24 protein-coding genes and 1 tRNA gene are annotated in these 19,908 nt (G+C 67.0%); 6 read left to right on the top strand and 19 right to left on the bottom strand.

All coding sequences use genetic code 11. The features are described from left to right. Positions 1–62: 62 nt before the first annotated feature. The 7 genes from HDC36_RS16765 to birA form a co-directional block, all read right to left on the bottom strand. A complete protein-coding gene (locus tag HDC36_RS16765) occupies positions 63–197 on the bottom strand; it encodes an entericidin A/B family lipoprotein (RefSeq protein WP_003469322.1) in 135 nt (44 codons plus the stop codon). A 99-nt stretch (positions 198–296) separates the two neighbouring features. Further along, positions 297–449, bottom strand: coding sequence for an entericidin A/B family lipoprotein (locus HDC36_RS16770; RefSeq protein ID WP_179569575.1), 153 nt, complete (start codon positions 447–449; stop codon positions 297–299). 145 nt (positions 450–594) lie between these two features. Beyond that, positions 595–1,518 carry an arginase gene (rocF, locus tag HDC36_RS16775; RefSeq protein WP_179569577.1) on the bottom strand — a complete coding sequence of 308 codons (924 nt, stop codon included), beginning with the start codon at positions 1,516–1,518 and terminating at the stop codon, positions 595–597. Positions 1,519–1,731: 213 nt separating this feature from the next. Beyond that, positions 1,732–1,807 (bottom strand) — tRNA-Thr (locus tag HDC36_RS16780). Between the two features lie 133 nt (positions 1,808–1,940). Further along, positions 1,941–2,771, bottom strand: a complete 831-nt coding sequence (locus HDC36_RS16785; RefSeq protein ID WP_179569579.1) for an SPOR domain-containing protein — start codon at positions 2,769–2,771, stop codon at positions 1,941–1,943. 9 nt (positions 2,772–2,780) lie between these two features. Beyond that, entirely contained in the window at positions 2,781–3,521 is a 741-nt protein-coding gene (locus HDC36_RS16790; protein ID WP_179569581.1) for a type III pantothenate kinase, read from the bottom strand. After that, the gene (birA, locus tag HDC36_RS16795) at positions 3,518–4,489 is read right to left on the bottom strand and encodes a bifunctional biotin--[acetyl-CoA-carboxylase] ligase/biotin operon repressor BirA (RefSeq protein WP_179569583.1); all 972 of its coding nucleotides are present in this window, start codon (positions 4,487–4,489) and stop codon (positions 3,518–3,520) included. The genes HDC36_RS16790 and birA overlap by 4 nt, the downstream gene beginning before the upstream one ends. A 128-nt stretch (positions 4,490–4,617) precedes the next feature. Between birA and HDC36_RS16800 the strand changes: the two genes are divergently transcribed. Both HDC36_RS16800 and HDC36_RS16805 read left to right on the top strand, forming a co-directional pair. Further along, positions 4,618–4,890 carry a hypothetical protein gene (locus HDC36_RS16800; RefSeq protein WP_179569585.1) on the top strand — a complete coding sequence of 91 codons (273 nt, stop codon included), beginning with the start codon at positions 4,618–4,620 and terminating at the stop codon, positions 4,888–4,890. Continuing rightward, the gene (locus HDC36_RS16805; protein WP_179569587.1) at positions 4,857–5,645 is read left to right on the top strand and encodes a M90 family metallopeptidase; all 789 of its coding nucleotides are present in this window, start codon (positions 4,857–4,859) and stop codon (positions 5,643–5,645) included. Before HDC36_RS16800 ends, HDC36_RS16805 begins: the two co-directional genes overlap by 34 nt. Before the next feature lie 658 nt (positions 5,646–6,303). Here HDC36_RS16805 and HDC36_RS16810 read toward each other — a convergent pair. The 6 genes from HDC36_RS16810 to dusA form a co-directional block, all read right to left on the bottom strand. Next, the gene (locus HDC36_RS16810) at positions 6,304–7,494 is read right to left on the bottom strand and encodes a DUF1501 domain-containing protein (RefSeq protein ID WP_179569589.1); all 1,191 of its coding nucleotides are present in this window, start codon (positions 7,492–7,494) and stop codon (positions 6,304–6,306) included. Between the two features lie 61 nt (positions 7,495–7,555). Then, the gene (locus tag HDC36_RS16815; protein WP_179569591.1) at positions 7,556–9,136 is read right to left on the bottom strand and encodes a DUF1800 domain-containing protein; all 1,581 of its coding nucleotides are present in this window, start codon (positions 9,134–9,136) and stop codon (positions 7,556–7,558) included. Positions 9,137–9,272: 136 nt separating this feature from the next. Then, positions 9,273–10,643: a sensor histidine kinase gene (locus tag HDC36_RS16820; protein ID WP_179570531.1), complete on the bottom strand. Its 1,371-nt coding sequence runs from the start codon at positions 10,641–10,643 to the stop codon at positions 9,273–9,275. Between the two features lie 85 nt (positions 10,644–10,728). Continuing rightward, positions 10,729–11,412: a response regulator transcription factor gene (locus HDC36_RS16825; RefSeq protein WP_003469280.1), complete on the bottom strand. Its 684-nt coding sequence runs from the start codon at positions 11,410–11,412 to the stop codon at positions 10,729–10,731. A 76-nt stretch (positions 11,413–11,488) separates the two neighbouring features. Beyond that, complete coding sequence (locus HDC36_RS16830) at positions 11,489–11,758, bottom strand: hypothetical protein (protein WP_179569594.1); 270 nt, start codon at positions 11,756–11,758, stop codon at positions 11,489–11,491. 500 nt (positions 11,759–12,258) lie between these two features. Then, positions 12,259–13,239, bottom strand: coding sequence for a tRNA dihydrouridine(20/20a) synthase DusA (dusA, locus tag HDC36_RS16835; RefSeq protein ID WP_179569596.1), 981 nt, complete (start codon positions 13,237–13,239; stop codon positions 12,259–12,261). A 134-nt stretch (positions 13,240–13,373) separates the two neighbouring features. Here dusA and HDC36_RS16840 point away from each other — a divergent pair, with 134 nt between their 5' ends. Beyond that, positions 13,374–14,456 carry a site-specific integrase gene (locus HDC36_RS16840; RefSeq protein ID WP_179569598.1) on the top strand — a complete coding sequence of 361 codons (1,083 nt, stop codon included), beginning with the start codon at positions 13,374–13,376 and terminating at the stop codon, positions 14,454–14,456. A gap of 21 nt (positions 14,457–14,477) precedes the next feature. Continuing rightward, positions 14,478–14,720 carry a DUF4224 domain-containing protein gene (locus tag HDC36_RS16845; protein WP_179569600.1) on the top strand — a complete coding sequence of 81 codons (243 nt, stop codon included), beginning with the start codon at positions 14,478–14,480 and terminating at the stop codon, positions 14,718–14,720. A 72-nt stretch (positions 14,721–14,792) separates the two neighbouring features. On the opposite strand, the gene HDC36_RS16850 is transcribed toward HDC36_RS16845, so the two are convergent. Further along, entirely contained in the window at positions 14,793–15,116 is a 324-nt protein-coding gene (locus HDC36_RS16850) for a hypothetical protein (RefSeq protein WP_179569602.1), read from the bottom strand. A 218-nt stretch (positions 15,117–15,334) separates the two neighbouring features. Here HDC36_RS16850 and HDC36_RS16855 point away from each other — a divergent pair, with 218 nt between their 5' ends. After that, positions 15,335–15,817, top strand: coding sequence for a hypothetical protein (locus HDC36_RS16855; RefSeq protein ID WP_179569604.1), 483 nt, complete (start codon positions 15,335–15,337; stop codon positions 15,815–15,817). Between the two features lie 139 nt (positions 15,818–15,956). On the opposite strand, the gene HDC36_RS16860 is transcribed toward HDC36_RS16855, so the two are convergent. The 4 genes from HDC36_RS16860 to HDC36_RS16875 all read right to left on the bottom strand — a co-directional run bounded on the left by HDC36_RS16860 (position 15,957) and on the right by HDC36_RS16875 (position 19,351). After that, the gene (locus HDC36_RS16860; protein ID WP_179569606.1) at positions 15,957–16,688 is read right to left on the bottom strand and encodes a dual specificity protein phosphatase family protein; all 732 of its coding nucleotides are present in this window, start codon (positions 16,686–16,688) and stop codon (positions 15,957–15,959) included. A 207-nt stretch (positions 16,689–16,895) separates the two neighbouring features. Then, the gene (locus HDC36_RS16865; protein WP_179569608.1) at positions 16,896–17,297 is read right to left on the bottom strand and encodes a hypothetical protein; all 402 of its coding nucleotides are present in this window, start codon (positions 17,295–17,297) and stop codon (positions 16,896–16,898) included. Between the two features lie 3 nt (positions 17,298–17,300). Further along, positions 17,301–18,575 carry a hypothetical protein gene (locus HDC36_RS16870; protein ID WP_179569610.1) on the bottom strand — a complete coding sequence of 425 codons (1,275 nt, stop codon included), beginning with the start codon at positions 18,573–18,575 and terminating at the stop codon, positions 17,301–17,303. Beyond that, positions 18,572–19,351: a hypothetical protein gene (locus tag HDC36_RS16875; protein ID WP_179569612.1), complete on the bottom strand. Its 780-nt coding sequence runs from the start codon at positions 19,349–19,351 to the stop codon at positions 18,572–18,574. The genes HDC36_RS16870 and HDC36_RS16875 overlap by 4 nt, the downstream gene beginning before the upstream one ends. Before the next feature lie 114 nt (positions 19,352–19,465). On the opposite strand from HDC36_RS16875, the gene HDC36_RS16880 reads away from it, so the two are divergent. Next, entirely contained in the window at positions 19,466–19,783 is a 318-nt protein-coding gene (locus HDC36_RS16880) for a hypothetical protein (protein WP_179569614.1), read from the top strand. Here HDC36_RS16880 and HDC36_RS23550 read toward each other — a convergent pair. Beyond that, positions 19,770–19,892, bottom strand: coding sequence for a hypothetical protein (locus HDC36_RS23550; protein WP_255432791.1), 123 nt, complete (start codon positions 19,890–19,892; stop codon positions 19,770–19,772). The two genes, HDC36_RS16880 and HDC36_RS23550, sit on opposite strands and share 14 nt — an antisense overlap. Between the last annotated feature and the right edge of the window lie 16 nt (positions 19,893–19,908).

The raw sequence follows: 19,908 nt of genomic DNA on the forward strand, positions 1-19,908 counted from the left end.
TTCTTGCGGCAAAAAAAAACGGGCCGGCAAGCCGACCCGTCTTTCGTCACCGAGCGCTGGGCTCAGTTCTTGGCAGCGTCTTCGACCTTCTCGCCGGCGCTCTTCACGTCCTTGCCGGCACCGGCAACCGTGTTGCAGCCCGACAGCAGGCCCACCGAAAACATCGCCAGCAGCATCCACGCAAAAGTACGCTTCATAGGTCTCACTCCTTCTTGGTCATGGGAACGCGGCATAGGTGGCCGCGCGGGGTTACGCATTGGGTAATCGGTCAACGCCAAACCACTGCGGACGATCGATCAGCACTTGCCGTCTTTGCAATCGTCGGCCTTGGTTTCCACCTTATCGCCGGCCTTCTGCATGTCCTTGCCGGCACCGGCCATGGTGTTGCAGCCAGTCAGCATGCCCCCGCAGAACAGGGTCAGCATCATCAAGGTGAGCAGTCGCTTCATCGTGGAGTCCTCGCAGTGGATCGGGTCTGGGTGGTCGCGGCGATAGCCGTTGCCGAACTACCGTCTGGCGGTGAATCTGACTTCACGACTGTGGATTTCACGTGAATGAAGCGTGGCAATATTCAGTTTCGCGCCGAAAATCGCGTCAATCGCGCATCAGCGTGGACTTGCCGAACAGGCTCTCGACCAGGTCCACCGCCAGCTCGGCGGTCAGATTGCGATGGTCCAACACCGGATTGAGCTCCACGATGTCCAGCGAACCCATGCGTCCGCTGTCGGCGATCATCTCCATCACCAATTGCGCTTCGCGGTAATTCGGCCCGCCGGGCACGGTGGTGCCGACGCCGGGAGCGATGCTCGGGTCGAGGAAATCCACGTCGAAACTGACGTGCAGGTGCGTGTCCGCGTCCAGCCCGTCCAGCGCCGCCTCCATGGTCCGCTTCATGCCCATCTCGTCGATGTAGCGCATGTCGTACACGTCGATGCGGTGCTGCTTGATCAGCCGCTTCTCGTCCGGATCGACCGAGCGGATGCCGATCTGGCGGACCTGCTCCGGGCGCAGCGCCGGTGCGGCGCCGCCCAGTTCGGTCAGCGCCTGCGGCCCCAGCCCGCACAGGCAGGCCACCGGCATGCCGTGCACGTTGCCCGACGGGGTCACCTCGCTGGTATTGAAGTCCGAATGCGCGTCCAGCCACAGCACCCGCAGCTTGCGCCCCTGCTCGCGGCAATGCCGCGCCACCGCAGTGATCGAGCCGATGCCCAGGCAATGATCGCCGCCGAGCATGATCGGCATGCGCCCGGCGCGCAGTTCGGCGTAGCTGGCTTCCATCAGCGCGCGGTTCCAGGCCACCACTTCGTCCAGGTGGCGATAGCCAGCGACCGGGGATTGCCACGGGTTGCGCGGACCGTCGAGGTTGCCCAGGTCGCGCACCTCGATGCCGCGATTGGCCAGCGCCTCGTGCAGGCCGGCGATTCGCAGCGCCTCCGGCCCCATGCGCGCGCCGCGGTGCCCGGCACCGATGTCGGTGGGAACGCCGATCAGGGACACCGGCAGAAAAGAGGAATTCATGCGGACGCGCTCCAGCGAAAAATGTGCGCCAGTCTAGCGAGCCGCCCGCGGCGCGACCCGCCGCGGCGCAGCAGGCCGAGCGCCGGCCGTGTGCGCCGGCTGCCGGAAGCACGCGCAAATGCAGCGCTGCAGCGTGCTTGCGCGCGAGATCGACACGAGGAGGGCGCAGCGTGACGCGGGCCTGCGCGATGCGCTGCATGAAGACGTGAAGAGTGGTGCCGCTTGTCCGAATCGAACGGACGACCTACTGATTACAAATCAGTTGCTCTACCGACTGAGCTAAAGCGGCACGAGGACTGCAGCGCCCGCGCTGCGGGCCGTCGCAGTCTACCTGCTGGCAGGCCGTTGCGGCACATCGCGGCGGTGCTGCGGGACTGCGATCTGCCGGCCGCACGAGGCCGAAACAACCGCAGCGCGGCATTCTAGCGCAGCGTGGCGCAGTCCAGCGCGCGTTGCCGCTGCGCGCCGAGTTGCCGGCGCAGCGCCGCGGCCTGCGCCGCGGAGTCGGTCCGCAGGTCCAGCCACCAGCGCGACTGGCCGCTGCCGCCGCTGGGAATCAGATCGACGTTGAAGCCGGCCTTGGCCAGTTCGGCCTTGCGGCGTTCGGCGCCTTCGCGGCTGCGGTACTGGCCCAGGGCGATGGCATTGCCGGCATCGCCCTGGCGGATCGGGTAGTAGTCGCGGATGCCGGCGGCGACGATGCGATCGACCGCCGCCTTGACCCCGTCCTCGCCGCCGATGGTCGGCAGCAGTACGCGGAAGCTGGTGGCGTCGCCGTCGCCGACCTCGCGCAGGCGCGGGCGCGGTGCGGCACCGAGTGCGGCGGCCGCCGTCTCGGCCGCGGCGCGGTCCGGATATGGGCCCAGGCTCAGGCACACGGGGGCGGTGGCAGGCTCGGCGGCGGGAGCCGCTGCGACGCTGGGCGCTTTGGGCTGCTGCGGCGGCGGCGCGGCGGCGGCGGGCACTGCGGTGGTCGCAGGCGCGTCCGCAGCCGGCGCAGCGACGACCGGAGCGGCAGCGTCCGGCACGGGGGCCGTGTGGACCGCTGGCGTCGGCGCCGCTGCGGAGGCAGCCGGCGCCGGAGACGCGGCCTGCGGCACCGCCGCGGACGCTGGCACCAATTGCAGCGTCGCCACGCCGGCCGGCAGCGCCGGCATCGGTGCCGGCGCCGGGGTCTGCGGCTGCGTCGCCCACCACAGCGCGACGCCGAGATTGAGGATGGTCAGGACGACGAGCAGGGCGCGAACGAGCATGCGCGGATTCTACCCGGCGGACCCGGCCGCGGCGTGCGCCTGCGCCCACAGCGCCAGCCCGTCCAGCACCAGCGATGGCCGCTGCTCGGCCGCCGGCAACGCATGCAGCAATGGCGGTGCGCCGCCGCCGTGCAGCAGCAGCCGCGGCCGCCGCGCCAGCAGCGCCTCGCCCTGCTGCAGGCTGCGTTCGATCAGCGCCAGCGCCGCGCCGTCGCAGCCAGAGGCCAGCGCATCGGCGGTATCGGCGGCGAACTCGCGATAGTCGCCGCCCTCGGCCGGCAGTTGCGCCGCGCGCTGCTGCAGGGCCTGGCGCATCGTGGTCGGCGACGGCGCGATGCGCCCGCCGTGGTGCAGGCCGTCGCGATCGAGCAGGTCCAGGGTCAGCGCGGTGCCGACCCCGACCACCAGCACGTCGCCGTCGCCGTGCGCGGCGAGCAGCGCCAGGAAGCGGTCCACGCCGAACTTGTGCGGTTGCGCGTAGGCGATGCGCACGCCGGCGCAGACCGCCTCGGTGCGCGCCACCCGCACCTGCGCGAAACGGGTGCGCAAGGCATCCAGCACCGTCGCGGTCAGTGCCGGCGCGGCGACGCTGGCGACATAGGCGGTGTCGCCGCGCGGCAGCGCCGCCACCGCGGCCGCGTCCATCGCTTCGGCGCCGTGCGGCCAGGCCTGCACCGCAGCGGCGCGGCCGCGTTCCAGCGCGGCGAACTTGAAGCGCGAATTGCCCAGGTCGAACAACCAGTCGCTCATGCCGGCCTCACGCTGACTTCGCCGGCGTGCAGCGGCCGCTCGCCGTCGGCGAAGGCGACCCGCAGCGCGCCGTCCTCGGCCAGGCCCAGCGCCACGCCCTCGCGCGCGACGCCGCCCTCGTCGATGCGGATCGCGCGCCCGGCGAGCAGGTCCAGCGCGGCGTAGCGCGGCAGGAACGGCGCCAGGCCCTGCGCGTCGAACAGCGCCAGCGCCGGCAGCAGATGCGACAGCACCCTCGCGGCGATCGCGTTGCGCGAGACCTCGGCGTCGGCGCCGGCCAGCGTGGCCAGGTCGGTCCACGGCTGGCCGATGCTCGCGGCGCTGGCCGCGGGCATGCGTACGTTGAGTCCCAGACCGATCACCGCGCGCGCCGGCCCGGCGAATTCGCCGCCGCCTTCGACCAGCAAGCCACCGAGCTTGTGTCCGTCGGCGAGCAGGTCGTTCGGCCATTTCAGCCCGACCGTGGCGAAGCCGGCCGCGCGCAGCGCCTCGGCCACGGCGACGCCGGCGGCCAGGCTCAGCCCGCCCAGCCGCCCCAGCCCGCCGTCGAAGCCGCGCGCCACCGACAGGTACAGGTGCGCCGCCAGCGGCGAGGCCCAGACCCGGCCGCGGCGGCCGCGGCCGCCGGTCTGGCGCTCGGCCAGCAGCACGGTGCTGCCGCGCGCCGGCGCCGGCCGCGCCAGCAGGGTGCTGTTGCTCGAGGCCAGGCTCCAGGCGATCTCCAGCCCGGCCAGCTCGTCGCGGGCGGCCGGCGCCAGCGCCGCGTGGATACGCTCGGCCTCGAGCAATTCCAGCGGCCGTGCCAGCCCGTAGCCCTCGCCGGCGCGACCGTCGATCTCCACCCCGGCCGCGCGCAGGCCCTGGATGCGCTTCCACACCGCAGCCCGGGTCAGCCCGAACGACCGCGCCAGGGCGTCGCCGGAAAGGCGGCCCTGGCTGAGCCGGGCCAGTAGTTCGCGCTCGTCCACGCCGATTCCATCGCCTCGAATCGGAAAATTATGCGGGAAGCGCCGTCCCCGCGCCCAGCGCCGGCCCTGCACCGGGTGAAAACCGCGTTAGAATCGGGATTCACCGCCGTTCGCCCTGGATGCCGACGATGCGCCGCTCCCTGCCGTGCCTGATCCTGCTGTTGCTCCCGCTGGCCGCCGTCCACGCGTCCGAAGCGCTGGTGAGCAAGCAGCGCAACGACTGCGTCTACGCCGACAACACCGACGCGGACGCCGCCCAGGCACGCCCGGCCTCGACGGCGCGTCCGCCCGCCGCGGCGGCCAAGCCGGCGGCACCGAGCGGCGGCGGCAGCGACAGCGACCTGGTGCCGCGCCTGCGCATGCCCAAGTGGCACAGCTTCCTGCCGGGGATGTTCCGCTGATCCCACGCTGGTTGCGCTGGCTGCTGCCGGCGCCTGTTGCGATCGACGATGCGACCTGGCAGCTGGTGCGACAGCGCTGCGCGTGGGTGGCGGCACTGGATGCGGAACGCGAGCAGCGGCTGCGTACGCTGGCTGCGCAATTCCTTCAGCAGAAGACCATCTCGCCGCTGGACGGGCTGACCCTGGATGCGGCGCAGCGCACCGTGCTGGCGGCGTTGTGCTGCCTGCCGTTGCTGGAGTTCGGTGCCGAGGGCCTGCGTGGCTGGTCGCAGCTGTTGGTGTATCCGGACGCGTTCCGCGTGCAGCGCAGCCATGTCGATGCGGCCGGCGTGCTGCACGAGTGGGAAGACGAGCTGATCGGCGAATCCTGGGACAGCGGCCCGTTGATCCTGTCCTGGGCCGATGTGCAGGCCGACCTGGACGACCCGCATGCCGGCTACTGCGTGGCGGTGCACGAGATAGCGCACAAGCTCGACGTGCTCGATGGCGCACTCGACGGCACGCCGCCGCTGCCGCGCGACTGGCAGCGGCGCTGGGCCGCGGATTTCCAGCGCAGCTACGACGCGTTCTGCAAGCGCGTGGACCGCGGCCGCGGCAGCGAGATCGACGCCTACGCCGCCGAGGCGCCGGAAGAATTCTTCGCGGTGGTCAGCGAATACCATTTCTCCGCGCCGCAGCGGCTGCAGCGCGAGATGCCGGACGTGGCCGCGCATCTGACGCGGTTCTACGGCCGCTCCCCGTTCGCTGGCGCGTAGGCGCGCGGCCTGAGAGGCGCGCAGGCGGCGATCGCGGCATGACGAATGTCTTGTTGCAGGAGCGACTTCAACCGCGACGAGCGAAGCCGGGAACTGCACCGGCTCCGGACACTGTCTGTCGGGGCTGAAGCCCCTCCTACAGAGACCCAGCTGGCTGGCCGCTAGTCCCTTGTAGGAGCGACTTCAGCCGCGACGAACGAAGTCGGGAACTGCACCGGCTCCGGACACTGTCTGTCGGGGCTGAAGCCCCTCCTACAGGGCACCCATCCGGCTGGCCGCAAGTCTCTTGTAGGAGCGGCTTCAGCCGCGACGAACGAAGTCGGGAACTACACCGGCTTCGGACACTATCTGTCGGGGCTGAAGCCCCTCCTACAGGGCACCAAGCTGGCTGGCCGCAAGTCCCTTGTAGGAGCGGCTTCAGCCGCGACGAACGAAGTCGGGAACTGCACCGGCTCCGAACACTGTCTGTCGGGGCTGAAGCCCCTCCTACAAGGCACCCAGCTGGCTGGCCGCAAGTCCCTTGTAGGAGCGGCTTCAGTCGCGACGAACGAAGTCGGAGACTGCACCGGCTTCGGACACTGTCTGTCGGGGCTGAAGCCCCTCCTACAGGGCACCCAGCCATCGCGCCGCCGCTCGTGCGGCGATGCCACAGCACAGCTCACACCAGTTGCAGATCCCGCGCATGCGCCTGCGGGAACACGTTCTGCAACTGCGCCGGCGACAGGCCCCACATGCGGCTCAGCAGGCCGGCGAACAGGTCGCGGTAGTTGGTCAGCACCGGGTAGTCGCGATCCTGGAACAGCTTGTCCTTGCTCACCGCGACCTGCTCGCCGGCGATGCGGCCGCCGTTGACCGCGCCGCCCATCACCCAGTACGTGGTGCCGTGACCGTGGTCGGTGCCCTTGTCGCCGTTCTCGCGGAAGGTGCGGCCGAACTCGGACAGCACCACCACCACGGTGTTGCGCCATTCGGGCCCCAGCGCCTCGGCATAGGCGGCCAGGCCTTCGGACAGGTTGCCGAGATTGGTCGCCAGCGTGCCGTCGGTGCTGCCCTGGTTGACGTGGGTGTCCCAGCCGCCGACATCGACGAAGCCGAGCCGGTAGCGCTCACGCATCAGCGTGGCGATGCGTCGGGTCTCGTCGGCGAAGGTGCGCGCGCTGGCGGCGCCGCGGTTGGCCTGCTGCATTTCGTCCTGCAACGCCTGCGACACCTGCTGGCGCAGCGCCAGGCCTTCATGCGCGGCGCTGGCCAGCGGCGTGCCCTGGTACATCTGCGCCAGGATATCGGCCTGGCGCTGGTCGAAGGCCGGGGTGGGATTGCGCTTGAGCGACAGGTTGGGAATGTCGCCGCCGCCCTGGAAGCTCAGCGGCAGCGAATCGGTGAAGGCGATCGCCGGGGTGCCGGTGGCCACCTGCGACAGCCGAGCCAGGAAGCCGGAGCGGTAGTCGCTGCGCTGTCCGGCCGGTTGCCCGGCCTCGATGCTGTCCTGGGTCTCGAAATGGCTGCGCGACAGGTCGTCGGTGCCGGCGAACGGCACGAACGCCAGTTGCTTGTCGTTCCACAGCGGCAGCAAGGTGTCGCGCAGCCGCGGGTTCAACCCCCACTGCGCATCCAGCGCAATGGCGCTGTTGGGGTTGGCCGGATCCGGCCGCGCGATCGCCAGGGTCGGCCGCGACGCGTAGTAGAAATCGCTGGCGTAGGGAATCAGCAGATTGTTGCTGTCGTAGCCGCCGCGCAGGAACACCACCAGCAGGCGCGGCGAGGGTGCCGGCGCGGCGAACAGGCGCCCGGCGAAGGGCAGGCTGGCGGCCGCGGCGGCGGAGGCGAACAGGAACTGGCGACGGTGCATGGAGGACCTCCGTGATCGCTGGACGCCGCGGCGATCGCCGCACCCAGCGCTATGGACCGGATCAGCGATAGTTGAAGTCGGGCGATGCCAGCAGGAACGCATTCCATTCCTGCTGCGAACGCGCCTGCGCCAGCGCCTGGCGGGTGGCCTCGCCGAGCTGCGGCTCGATCGCCTGGTAGTACAGCGGCGTGGTCAGCTGCGGAAAACCGCCGCGCTGCTGTCCGTCGCGGGTGAACAACTGGGTGTTGCCGCCGCCGATCGCGCGCGCGATCTCGAAACGCTGCGCCATCTGCCCGGAACTGTTCCAGGCGCTGGACTGCAGCGGCCAGCCGTCGGGAGTGATGCGCCCATAGGTCGGTTCGCCCATCTGGCTCAGCCAGCCCAGCAGCGGCTGAGGATTGACGAGGGTCTGCCCGTCGTAGGCCAGGCGCAGCGACGACACCAAGAAGCGGTACGGATCCTTGAACTTGTGCGGCGCGCCGGCGGCCATTTCCTGCGCGGTGAACATCACCTGCAGCACGTCGGCGATATCGCCATCGCTGCGCTGGAAGGTGCGCGCCATCTTCTCCACCAGCGCCGGCGGCGGATCGTCGGCGACGAAATATTCGGCCAGGCGCCGCGACACGAAATGCGCGCATGCCGGCTGGCGCACGATCAATTGCACCGCGCGCTCGACCTCGTCGAAACCGCCGCCGGCGATGCGCTGGCCGAGCAGGGTCTTGTCGCCGGGCTGGTGCCGCGCCGGATTGAATTCGAACGCGCCGCGACGCAGGTAGTCCGCCTGCTGCGGCGGCGGCAGTTTCGGCGGCGCGTCGCGGTTGGGCGGAGCGATGCCGACACCGGTCAGGATCAGCGCCAGTTGCTGCACGTCGTGCTGGCTGTAGCCGCCGTCCACGCCCAGCGTGTGCAACTCCATCAGTTCGCGCGCGTAGTTCTCGTTGACCTTGCCCTTGGCGTTCTGCGCGTTGTCCAGATATTCGAGCATGGCCGGGCTCTGCAGCGTCGCCATCACCAGGTCGGAGAACTTGCCCAGCGCGTGCGGGCGGATCGCGTTGTCGGTGTAGTCGGCGACGGTCCAGTGCAGGCGGCCCTTGTCGGCGAACACGCTGAAATGGTTGAGCCAGAACCACACCATCTGCTCGCGCAGCTGGTCGCGCGAATACACCGCGCGCAGCAGCTGCGCCTGCCGCGCCTGCGCCAGCAACGCATCGGCGCGCTGCTGCAAGGCCTTCTTCGCGGCGACCTTGGCCTCGCCGTCGGGCATCGCCTTGATGTACTGCTGGCGCGCGTCCAGTTGCTTGAGCAGCTCCTGCACCGGCGTATGCAAGGCCTCGTAGCCGTCCAGTTGCGTGCGCACCGCGGCAGGCAGGGCGGCGTCGCCGCTGGAGGCCTGCAACTGATCGCGCAGGAAGCGCTTGCGCCCGTCGCGCTGCAGCTGCGATACGCTGGCGCTGTCCAGGCCGGTGGTCATCGATTGCAGCCAGCGCGCATCGTCGCGTTCCAGCACCTTCTGGCTGCCGGCGATGGCGCCGACGGTGAACAGCACCAGCAACAGCGAGAGCAACAGCCGCTGCGTGTTGCGCAACGCGCGGCGCCCATGCACGCGCAGACGCGATACGGGACGATGCCGGGGCTCGGGCATGCGGCGCTCCTTGAACGGAAAAACCGGGTGTGACGACTCGCGCAGTATCCGCGCCTGCCTGGCGCGGACGTTAAGCCGATGTCGGAAACCGCCGCGGCGTTTGCGCGGGATTCACCTGCAGCGCACGGACTGGCTGCTAGAGGCCCGGCGGCATGGTCACCAGAAAGCGCGCGCCGCCCAGTTCCTCGGAACGGCTTACCTGCAGTTCGCCGCGATAGCCCTTGACCAGGTCCTGCACGATGGCCAGGCCGATGCCGTGGCCATGCACGCGTTCGTCGCCGCGCACGCCACGCTGCAGGATGTGCGCGACTTCCTCCGGTGCGATGCCGGGGCCATCGTCCTCCACCGACATCACCAGGCCGGCGCGGCGGCTGCCGGCCGCCGGCGCCGGACGCACGCTCAGCAGCACCCGCCGCCGCGCCCACTTGAAGGCGTTCTCGAGCAGGTTGCCGAGCAGTTCCTGCAGATCGCCGGGTTCGCCGTGGAAGCGCGCGCTCGGCTCGATATCGAACTCGCACAGCACGCCCTTGGCCGCGTACACCTTCTCCAGCCCGCGCACGATCTCTTCGGCATTGGGTTCGATCGGCAACGGCGCGGAGAACAGCTTGTGGCCGCTGGAAGCGGCGCGGCTGAGCTGGTAGGTCACCAGGTTGTTCATGCGCCGCAACTGCGCGTCCAGTTCCTCGCGCAGCTCCGGGCCGTCGTTGCCGCTGTCGAGCTGGGTGCGCAATACGGCCAACGGTGTCTTCAGGCTATGCGCCAGGTCGGCCAGGGTGTTGCGCTGGCGGTCCAGATTCTCGCGCTCGCTCTCGATGAAGGCGTTGATGCTGTCGGTCAGCGGTTCCAGCTCGCGCGGATGGCGGTCGCCCATGCGCACCGCTTCGCCGCGCTGCACCTTGGTCAGTTCGTTGATCACGCGTCGCAGCGGGCGCAGGCTCCATTGCAGAATGAAGGCCTGCAGCAGCAGCAGGATCAGCCCGGCGCCGCCGAGGTTGAACCACACCCGGCCGCGGAACACACGCAGTTGCGCACCCAGCGCGCGGGTGTCCTCCATGATGTAGATGGTGACCGGGGTTTCCTTGTCGCGGCGCACGTAGGCCAAGCCGATGCCGTAGCGGTAGACCTCGCCTTCGCTGCCGTCGATCTGGGTCATCGGCCAGGGGCCGTCGAAGGTTTCCTGGCGCGGTTCGAGCATGCCGCCCCTGGGCGGCAGCGGGCCCTCGCTGGACATCGAGATCCAGCGTTCGTTGGGCATCACGATCTGCGCGTACAGGCCGCTGCCCGGCCGGTCGAAATGCGGGTCCGGCGGCGGCTTGTCGTTGTTGATGTACAGCGAGCCGTCGCGCGCCACGTCGACGTTGTTGGCGTAGGCGGTGGCGTAGCTTTTCAGGCGCTCGCGCAGGTTGCTCAGCGCGGTGTCGGCGAAGGCCTGGTCCAGCGCATAGCCGGCCGCGGCCAGGAACGCCACCAGGCTCAGGCTGGCGGCCAGCAACTGGCGCGCCTGCAACGAACGCGGGCGCCAGCGCTTGTACCACTTGGGCCGTGCCGCCACGCTGTCGCGTCCTTCGGTTGCTCGTCGCAGGCGCGTGGGATCAGCCTTCGGTGCGCGGGATCGCGAACCGGTAACCGCGACCGCGCACGGTCTCGATCGGCTTCAGCTCGCCGTCCGGATCCAGCTTCTTGCGCAAACGGCCGATGAACACTTCCAGCACGTTGGAGTCGCGATCGAAGTCCTGCTGGTAGATGTGCTCGGTGAGGTCGGCCTTGGAGACCAGTTCGCCGGCATGCATCATCAGGTACTCGAGCACCTTGTATTCGTAGCTGGTCAGATCGACGTTGCTGCCGCTGACGCTGACCGTCTGCGCCGCCAGATCCAGCGCCACCGGCCCGCATTCCAGGGTCGGCTTGCTCCAGCCCGCGGCGCGACGCAGCAGCGCGTTGACCCGCGCCAGCAACTCCTCGACGTGGAACGGCTTGACCAGATAGTCGTCGGCGCCCTGCTTCAGGCCTTCGACCTTGTCCTGCCAGCTGGAACGCGCGGTGAGGATCAGCACCGGGAACTTCTTGCCTTCGTCGCGCAGCGCCTTGATCAGCTCCATGCCCGACATCTTCGGCAAGCCGAGATCGATGATGCCCACGTCGAACGGCACTTCGCGGCCCATGTACAGGCCTTCCTCGCCGTCCTGCGCCGCATCCACCGCAAAGCCTTCGCGCTTCAGGCGAGCAGCCAGGGTCTCTCGCAGCGGAGCTTCGTCTTCGACCAGAAGGATACGCATGAACTCTCCCTAGTTACTTACAGATGGCCGGCGGCCGGGGCAGTGTGTATGACAAGCTGAACCAGACTATCCGGGCTCAGGGGTTATCGCCGCGTGGTGGTTCCTGCGCATCGCTCGGGCGCGGCACGCGCGGCGGCGTGGCGCGGCCAGGCTGCGGATCGTCCATGTAGCGCACGCGGCCGCGGCCATCCATGTACTTGACGCGATTGATGTCGCGCCCGTCGAACGGCACGCGCTCGGCACCGAGGATCTGTCCACCGGTAGACCGCTGCACCCGGCGCACCGCATCGGACAGCGAACTGCTGTTGTAGTCGCGCGCCCGGGGCGCCTCGCGGGCCGGCGCCATCGGCGGCCCCCCTGGCGGACCCGGCGGACCCGGCTGCTGCGCCCAGCCATGGCCGGCCGCCATGAGCGCGAGTGCGATCACGGCAGTGGTACGGCAGCGGCGGAGAGTGGGCGAGGTCACGAGGTGGCATCCTAACGGACTGATCGGAAACGTTCAAAAGTTGTGAAACGCGACACCTGGCGGCGGGGCAGCGATTTCGCAAAATCGAGCCAAATTCTTGATTTTTCGGGGTGAATCCGATCTGAACTTTTCCTGCCGCGGCCGCCTTCGTTCAGTGAAATGAACTCCCGCTGCCGCGCCGGCGGGCGCTTGTCGGCACCCCTCAGCCCCGCCTCGGCAAGGGTCTGCCGCTCCTGCTGGTATTGGACCGGCTGCCGCAGGAAGCTGAACAAAGTAACTGAACGCGCATCCAAAAGGGAGGTGCGGCGTCTGTCAGGACAGCTTGCGTTGGGGACCCGGGAGCGGAGCGCGGACGAATGGCGACCCGTCCGGGCATCGCGCTACGCTGCGACCTGCGGTGTCCCCGTGGTCACAAGCAACGCCTGTTCCACTAGCGCCCAGTCCGCGCCCGGCCGGTGCGCGCCCTCGCTGAGCACCTGGCGGAACGCGCGGCCACCGGGCTGGCCGTAGAACAGGCCGAGCAGGTGGCGGGCGATGTGCTTGAGCGCAACGCCGTCGGCCAGGCGCGCCTCGACATACGGCTGCAGCGCGCGCAGCAACTCGGCACGCGGCCGCGGCGCGGCGCCGGTCAGGGCCGCATCCAGCCGGTGCAGCACGTAGGGATCGTGGTAGGCCGCGCGACCCAGCATCACCCCATCGACCGACTGCAGCTGCGCCCGCGCCGTGTCCACGTCGGCCAGCCCGCCGTTGAGCACGATCTGCAGCTGCGGCCGCTCGCGCTTGAGCCGGTAGGCCCAGTCGTAGCGCAGCGGCGGCACCTCGCGGTTCTCCTTCGGCGACAGGCCCTGCAGCCATGCGTTGCGCGCATGCACCACGAACAGCCCGCAGCCGGCGGCGGCGACCTGGTCGACGAAAGCGAGGAAGACCTCGTAGTCGTCGTCCTGGTCCACGCCCAGCCGGCACTTCACCGTGACCGGGATGTCCACCGCCTGCACCATCGCCGCCACGCACTCGGCGACCAGCGCCGGCTCGCGCATCAGGCAGGCGCCGAAGCGCCCGGCCTGGACCCGGTCGGACGGGCAACCGCAGTTGAGATTGATCTCGTCGTAGCCCCACTCCTGGCCGATCCGCGCCGCCTGCGCCAGCAGCGCCGGATCGCTGCCGCCGAGTTGCAGCGCCAGCGGATGCTCTGACGCATCGAAACCCAACAGGCGCTCGCGATCGCCAAGCACCACCGCGTTGGCGTGCACCATCTCGGTATACAGCCGCGCCGACGGTGCCAGCAGCCGGTGGAACACGCGGCAGTGGCGGTCGGTCCAGTCCATCATCGGGGCCACGGAAATCAGCGAAGCCTTACGCATCAATGATTTGTTTTCAATTTCAATCACTTACTGCTCCCGGCTTTGCCTGTACAAACATCGAAATTCCCCCGCTTTCCCTGCTGCGAGTACCATAGTTGTACCACCCCGCAGACTGGTACAACGGACGGTACGCCATGGCTACACTGCAACCTCGCGGAAAGCGCTGGCGCGCCATTGTGCGCCGAAAGGGCCATGCCGCCCAAACCAAGACCTTCCCCACCAAGACCGCGGCCAAGACCTGGGCCGATCGGATTGAGCGCGAATTGGCGGAACTAGATGCGCGTGGCGAGAAGGCCGGCCGGGACATGACGATCGGCGAGCTGATCGACTGGCGGACCAACGAACTCGGCGGGGTGAAAGCGATCAGCAAGACCCAGGCCGGCAACATGACCAGACTGCGCGAAGGGCTCGGGCCGATCGTCGCCCAGCGCCTGACCGCCAATGACGTGATCGAGCATGCGCGCCGTCGCGTCGAGGGACGGCACGTCATGGAGAACGGCCAGCTGATCCCTGCGTGTGCCCCCGCGACGATGAACGTGGAACTTGGATACCTTTCAGAACTGCTGAAGCTGGCCGGCCCGATGCTTGGGGTGCGCCTGCCGGTTGATCCCGTTGCGGAAGCGCGGCCCGTCCTGCGCCTGCTGAAGTTGGTGGGCAAGTCCAAGCGGCGTGAGCGGCGACCCACGGCGGATGAGCTGCAGCGCCTGCGCGCGCACTTCGAGGCCGCGGCTTGGCGCTCCGAGATTCCCATGCCCGACATCATCGACTTCGCAATCATGACGGCGAAGCGGGAAAGCGAGATCACCCGGCTGTTGTGGCCCGACTTGGAAGCCAGCACGCGCACGGCGCTCCTACGCGACGCGAAGCACCCGCGGCACAAGGAGGGCAACCACAAGCGCTTCGCCCTGCTGGGCGCTGCCTGGGAGCTTGTGCAGCGTCAGCCGCGAGCGAACGGCGAGGACCGCATCTTCCCGTACAACCCCAAGTCGATCGGCACCGCATTTACGCGCGCCTGCGCGAAGCTGGGGATCGAGGATCTGCACTTCCACGACCTGCGGCACGAGGGCACGTCTCGCCTGTTTGAACAGGGATACGACATACCTGAGGTCGCATCGGTGACCCTCCATGAGTCGTGGACCGAACTGAAGCGGTACACCCAACTACGGCCGGAGTCGCTACATAGACAGCCATCTGAAGAGGCCTCGCCACAGACATAGGAAACTGCTCGCCTGGGTGGCATGCTTTCCACAAGAAGACTGCTGATTGGAACTCCGATGTCTCAGCTATGCTTATCCAAGGATGAAGTGGCGGAGCTTTGCCGGACGCCACAGCGCGCCCGCCAAGCGCTTTTTCTCCGCACGAATGGAATACGCCACTACCTAGACGCGCACGGCTGGCCAGTGGTCTTGCGCTCGGCAGTAGAGCAAAGTGAGAAGCAGAAACCCGCTGCCGCCGAGTGGAAGTCAAACAAGGCTCCATAGCGTGCGCTCACCTCCTTCCGCTAAAGGAAACACCGCCGGGGCGGCTGCCGGATGCAAGCCGACCAGAGCTAGCTAGCCCCACATCGACCTAGCCATCCTCTTCTCATCGCGGTTGGGGACAAGCGGCGCCCTCTCCCGGGCACTGGTAGCAATCTCGTTGGGCAGGCGCGCTGCGTGGGCGCAGGCCCAGCGCTCTACAGAGCGCATCGCCGCGCCCCGGCTGCGGAAGTAGGCGTGCGGGTAAGAGATCGTGTTCTCGTCGTGGCGGTTCACATTGGCGATCCATATCCCGCGAATGGCGGTCTGGCTCACGCCCGCGACAATCTTACCCGCGCACTTCAGCCAGTCCTGCGCCCACCGATTGAGTTCCCATTCGAAGTCGTCTGGCAGCGTCATTTGGGCATGCTAGCGCCCTCGATCTCTCCGGCTGAGATCGGCTCTCTTCCTCCCTGAATTGGTCACGCACTGAGGTTTAGGAGCGCTGTGTAGACATTTGGCGCGGCGCCATTGCGCAGCGATCCAGCGCAGCAGTAGCGTGGTCATCACCGTGAGCGTGCGCGTCGCCCGCGGTCTGCGGCGGCAGCAGCTCACTAATACATACCCAAGGAGTGGATATGCGTGCATTGTTAAAAGTTACGGTCCTAGCCACCGCGCTGATCGCGGCAGGCGCGGTTGCAGCGCCCGGCCCAAAACTCAATCCGGCCGACGTGATTCAGGGCATGGGCGAGCGGATCCCGGTAGGCAAGAAGAACGTCAGCCTATCGCCGCTGTTCAAGGTCTACACGTTCGAGCAGGCCGGGCTGAAGTTCGCGCAGATCAACTCGCTTCAGGATGAGGTGATCACGGTGATCACCGTCACGCCGGGCGCCCAATCGCGCCTGCCGATCGGATCGGCCGCCGAACAGGAACTGATCGCGGTCAACGACGAGAAGGACCGCCCACTTGGCATGGTCACCGCTGCGGCGAGTTGCCCATGCAGCGCCACGGTGGTCTACCAGGACGCCACCCAGATGATCGTCGTGGTCTATGGCTCCAACGGCGAGTACATCACCTCCTACGTGCTCCCGCGCACCAAGGCGCCCGCCGCGCCGAACTAGCGCTTTCGCCGTCGGCTATCACAAAGCCACCGCACAAAAGCCGCCCTCTTGGGCGGTTTTTCTTTCAGCCGCCCCCCTGGTGACACGAGGAGACCTGAGGTTCCAGGACTTCCCTGAAACACCGCACTCGGAGGCGCTTTTACTTAGGAAGCACGCCGACATCAGCATTTGTGAAAATCACGACGCCCTCGTTCCGCATCCTATGAAGCGCTTCTACAGCACCATCTTCCATGGCATCGATTTCACGCCAGAGTTCTTCGAATCTCGCTGTCTCCAACGTATCGATTCGCTCTTTCGTCTTCGGCTTCCGCTTAGTTACCTTGTTTTTTACGACTTCCACCACCAGCTTCCCCTCGGCGTGAGCATACTGCGTGTGCTCTGCCAATGAGTCCCCAGAATTTCCGGTATTTTGAATCTTGCCGATCGATTCTTGAATCCACTTACTGTAGGAAGCCCCTCCTTTAAACACTTTCCCCAACTCAAAGGTGATATCTTCCCGACCCGATTGAACTTCCACTATCAAGGCGGAAGCCTCATCAAAAGTAGCAGCAGCGTATCTAATCAAATAGGTGATTAGGCAAAAAGAGGTTCGGCTATTTCCATTAACGCAATGGATCGTAGCCCGTCCATAAAAGCGAAGCTCGCGATCTATAGCGTCGGCCGCAGCAATAAACTTCGGAATAGTCCTTTCCTTAACATCTTCAACACTTCCATGATGGGTGTCCGACACATCAACTCTACACCACGTCGATGTCTCACTGTGCGCCAACGTGCGCTTTCCGAAATATATCTCCATCTTGGGAAGCTTGTCGGTATATAGCAGACCCCAACCACTCGGATTTATTATTTTTCCAGCCCACTCTGGATTCATGAACGGATCTCCGGCTTGGAAGAAGATTATTATCCCCATGCATCAAGCCTAACCCGACATAACGTCTCACTCTGACCCACCGGAAGCTGTGCTTCACGCCGGGACCGGATCGGCGATGCTCAGTCGCCACGCGGGTTGAGCGGCCACCTTGGCCCCGCGTCCGGCATGGCCAGGATCGCGCTGGCACCGGCCTGGCGCTATCGGCGGTCAGCCCGGCGTGCTGTCGGAAGATTCCGACACCGGCCATCCGAACACCTCAGGCTGCGGCAGTAGTGCCATCACGTCCTCGGGGGTCTCGACGCCGGCCGGCGTGTTCGCCAGGATCTCGTAGCCCATGGCGTAGACCGCGTCGCGCCAGGCAATCGCCGCGGCCGCCTCGGCCTGGAACTGCGTGTTCGTGCTGGCCGCGTATGAGGCGCAGGACACGATGTTGTCGTAGCCACGCGCCTGCACGACGCTGTCCAGCCATGCGCCGATGCGTGCTTTCGTCTCGGCTACCGGATCCAGCTGCAGCAGACTCGCCGGCAGTTCATCGACCAGCGTTTCCCCATCGCTCAAGGGGTCGCCAGCAGCGATGGCACGGAATCTACGGCCATTGACTGCGTACATCGGTCACCTCGCGAATTTGTAGCCCATGACGCGGACGAACGCGCCCCCGCCGCCAGGGGATGCGTTGTAGGTGTAGGTGATCTTCTGCGCAGAGTCCATCAGCAGCCCAACAGCCAAGTACGCGGTCGGGGCAGATGCCGCTAGATAAGTCGAACTAGATACTGCAATCGCTTCGGAGTTAGAGAAGAAGACGAAAGCCCCGCTCGCGCTGCTTGCTGAGTTGTAGCACAGGGCATCCGCGATTCTGGATGTGATAGGGCAATAGATGGATACGTCAACGCTCGTGGCCGTAGTGGCATTGCCGGCATTGAGAACGATGTTGTTGATGACGTTGTTGGTGTACTTGATGCTGTCGCCGGCATGGACGAAGGGGAGCACATTGCCGCTGGCGTCGGTGCGGATGCTGCAGATGTAGCGCCGCGACGTGTCGCCGGTCTTTGTACGGGCCGTGCCGCTATAGGCGGCTGCCGGTGTCGTGGCGACGATTTCGATGTCGGAGCTTCCGCCACTCACACCACCATAGCAGTGATACCAAGAATTGGCGGCGAGCGACAGACCCGATTTCGTGATCGGCGCGGGGAATGCCAGCACATAACCCAGGCTCGGGACGTAGCATGCGCCCGCGCTAAAACTGACGGACGTGTTGCTGATCCACGTCATGACTAGGCCGGAAATGTAGTCGGTGAATGCAGGCATCACCACGGCCCGCACACGTGCCACGGTGAACCACTGATTCGTCGGGGCGCCGCTCTCTGGCAGGTCGTCCGTGTTCGCCGTGACCTGACCGGAGATCCGGCCCTTCCCGTCGCGCGTGGTCTTGTAGATCGCCGTGCCGGTGCCGCTGTTTGCAAGATCCGCAAGGCCGTGGGTCGTCACGCCCGTCACGCCATCCACAACCTTGGTCAAGTCGGCGGTGACGGCGAAGCCACTGGCCAGCGAAGACCAGCCGCGCAGGCCATCCGGGCCGGTGCCGTAGTAGTACGTGTTGCCCGGCGCGTCCTGATCGCCGTCGAGCGTCACCTGCACGGCGCCGCCGGCCGGCGTTCCGTAGACCAGCACCGACCCGATGCCCTGCATCTGGAACGAGGCCGATCCGCCCCCGCTTCCGCCCATCAGCTTGGCGACCTGGGCCGCGACGGCGTCGATCTGCTCCTGCAACTCGGTGTTGCCGTCGGCGTTGTCGCGCAGCGCCAGGAAGAAGCTATACCACTCCTGGGTGACCAGGCCGGCGCGGTCTGCCAGCGCGCCCTGGACGCGCGGGATCGCGATGGCGGTCATGCCGTGGTCGGGCCTTCCGCGACCCAGTCGAACGGCAGTGCGGAGATGAAGGACGCGTTGGACTGGCCGAAGTCGTCGGTGTCGAACTGCACTGAGAAACCCGTGGCCGACTTCGCCGTCACCGCTGGCACGCCGATCTGGCCGCCGGCGGTGTGGGTGACGTTGCGCGGCATGATGCCGATGAAGTACGGCTCGCCGGTGAAGGCATTGGCGAATGTGACGCTCACCGCGGTCTGCCGAGTGCCAGATGACGGCGCACTGGCATTGCCCCACTGCCGCAGATAAGTACCGATCTTCACCCGGTTGGTGAAGTTCTGCACGGGCAGGTCCGGCAGCTCCTGCTGGGAAATCCAGATCAGATTGGACCCATCCGTGCTCAGGATCTTGTTCGCCGAGCCTGTCGGGTCCGGCACCTGCAGCACGTCGGACCAGATCAGGTTGCTGCCGTCGTTGCTCAGGAACTTGCCGGTCAGCAGCGCCGGGATCGTCGCGCCCGCGCCGGCGCCCGAGTCCACGTCGCGCGTCCACACCAACGTGCCGTCCGCGGCCTTGAGCACGACGCTGTAGGCGCCGTCGAGCCAGATATTCACGTTCGCGCGGCCCGAGCTGTCCAGCGGCACCGGGTTCGTGTTCGGCGTGGTCAGATCCGAGTCGGACCACGTGCCCTTCGGCGTGGTGGTCCCGATCGCGAAGAACTGCAGCGAGCCGCCCGCCAGCGGCGCCAGGCCCGGCAGGTCCAAGAAGACCGGGGCGGGGTTGTAGAAGCGAAAAGACATGGCGTCTCCGGGCAAAAAGAAACCCGCGCGCGGCGGGTGGGGTTGTCTACGAATCGGGGCGATTGGGCGGTTACGCTCCGCCTGCCCAACAGGAGGGCGTTACAGGGGAATGGAATGACGACTTACTGGATCACCTTCCGGCTTGCTGCTGGCTCAGTAGGCGGTCGCGACTACGACACCCGCTACGGAGCGCTGATCGAAGCGGTGAAAGCCCATCGTGCGAACCATTGGTGGTATGAACCCACCTCGTTCTGGCTGATCGACAGCAACTCCACCGGCGCTCAGATCGCCGCGAGCATCAAGAACGCTATCGCCCCGGCAGAAGACCTCGCCTTGGTCGGCTCGATGGAGTTCAAGAATGCGGTGGTGGTGGGCAATATTGCAGAGATGGCCACCCTGAAAGCTCTGGTGCCGCTACTCACGACTGCCTGACAAACCAGCTGGTGTGCACGTCGATCGGAACGCCGAACAATCGGGCCACCAACTGAACCGTCTTGATGCGCATCTTGCCGAGGGCGTGGTAATTGCTCTTGTAGGTCATGACCTTCTCCAATGAA

Origin of the sequence: Xanthomonas sp. JAI131 (assembly GCF_013410075.1) — a bacterium.
GTDB lineage: Bacteria > Pseudomonadota > Gammaproteobacteria > Xanthomonadales > Xanthomonadaceae > Xanthomonas_A > Xanthomonas_A bonasiae.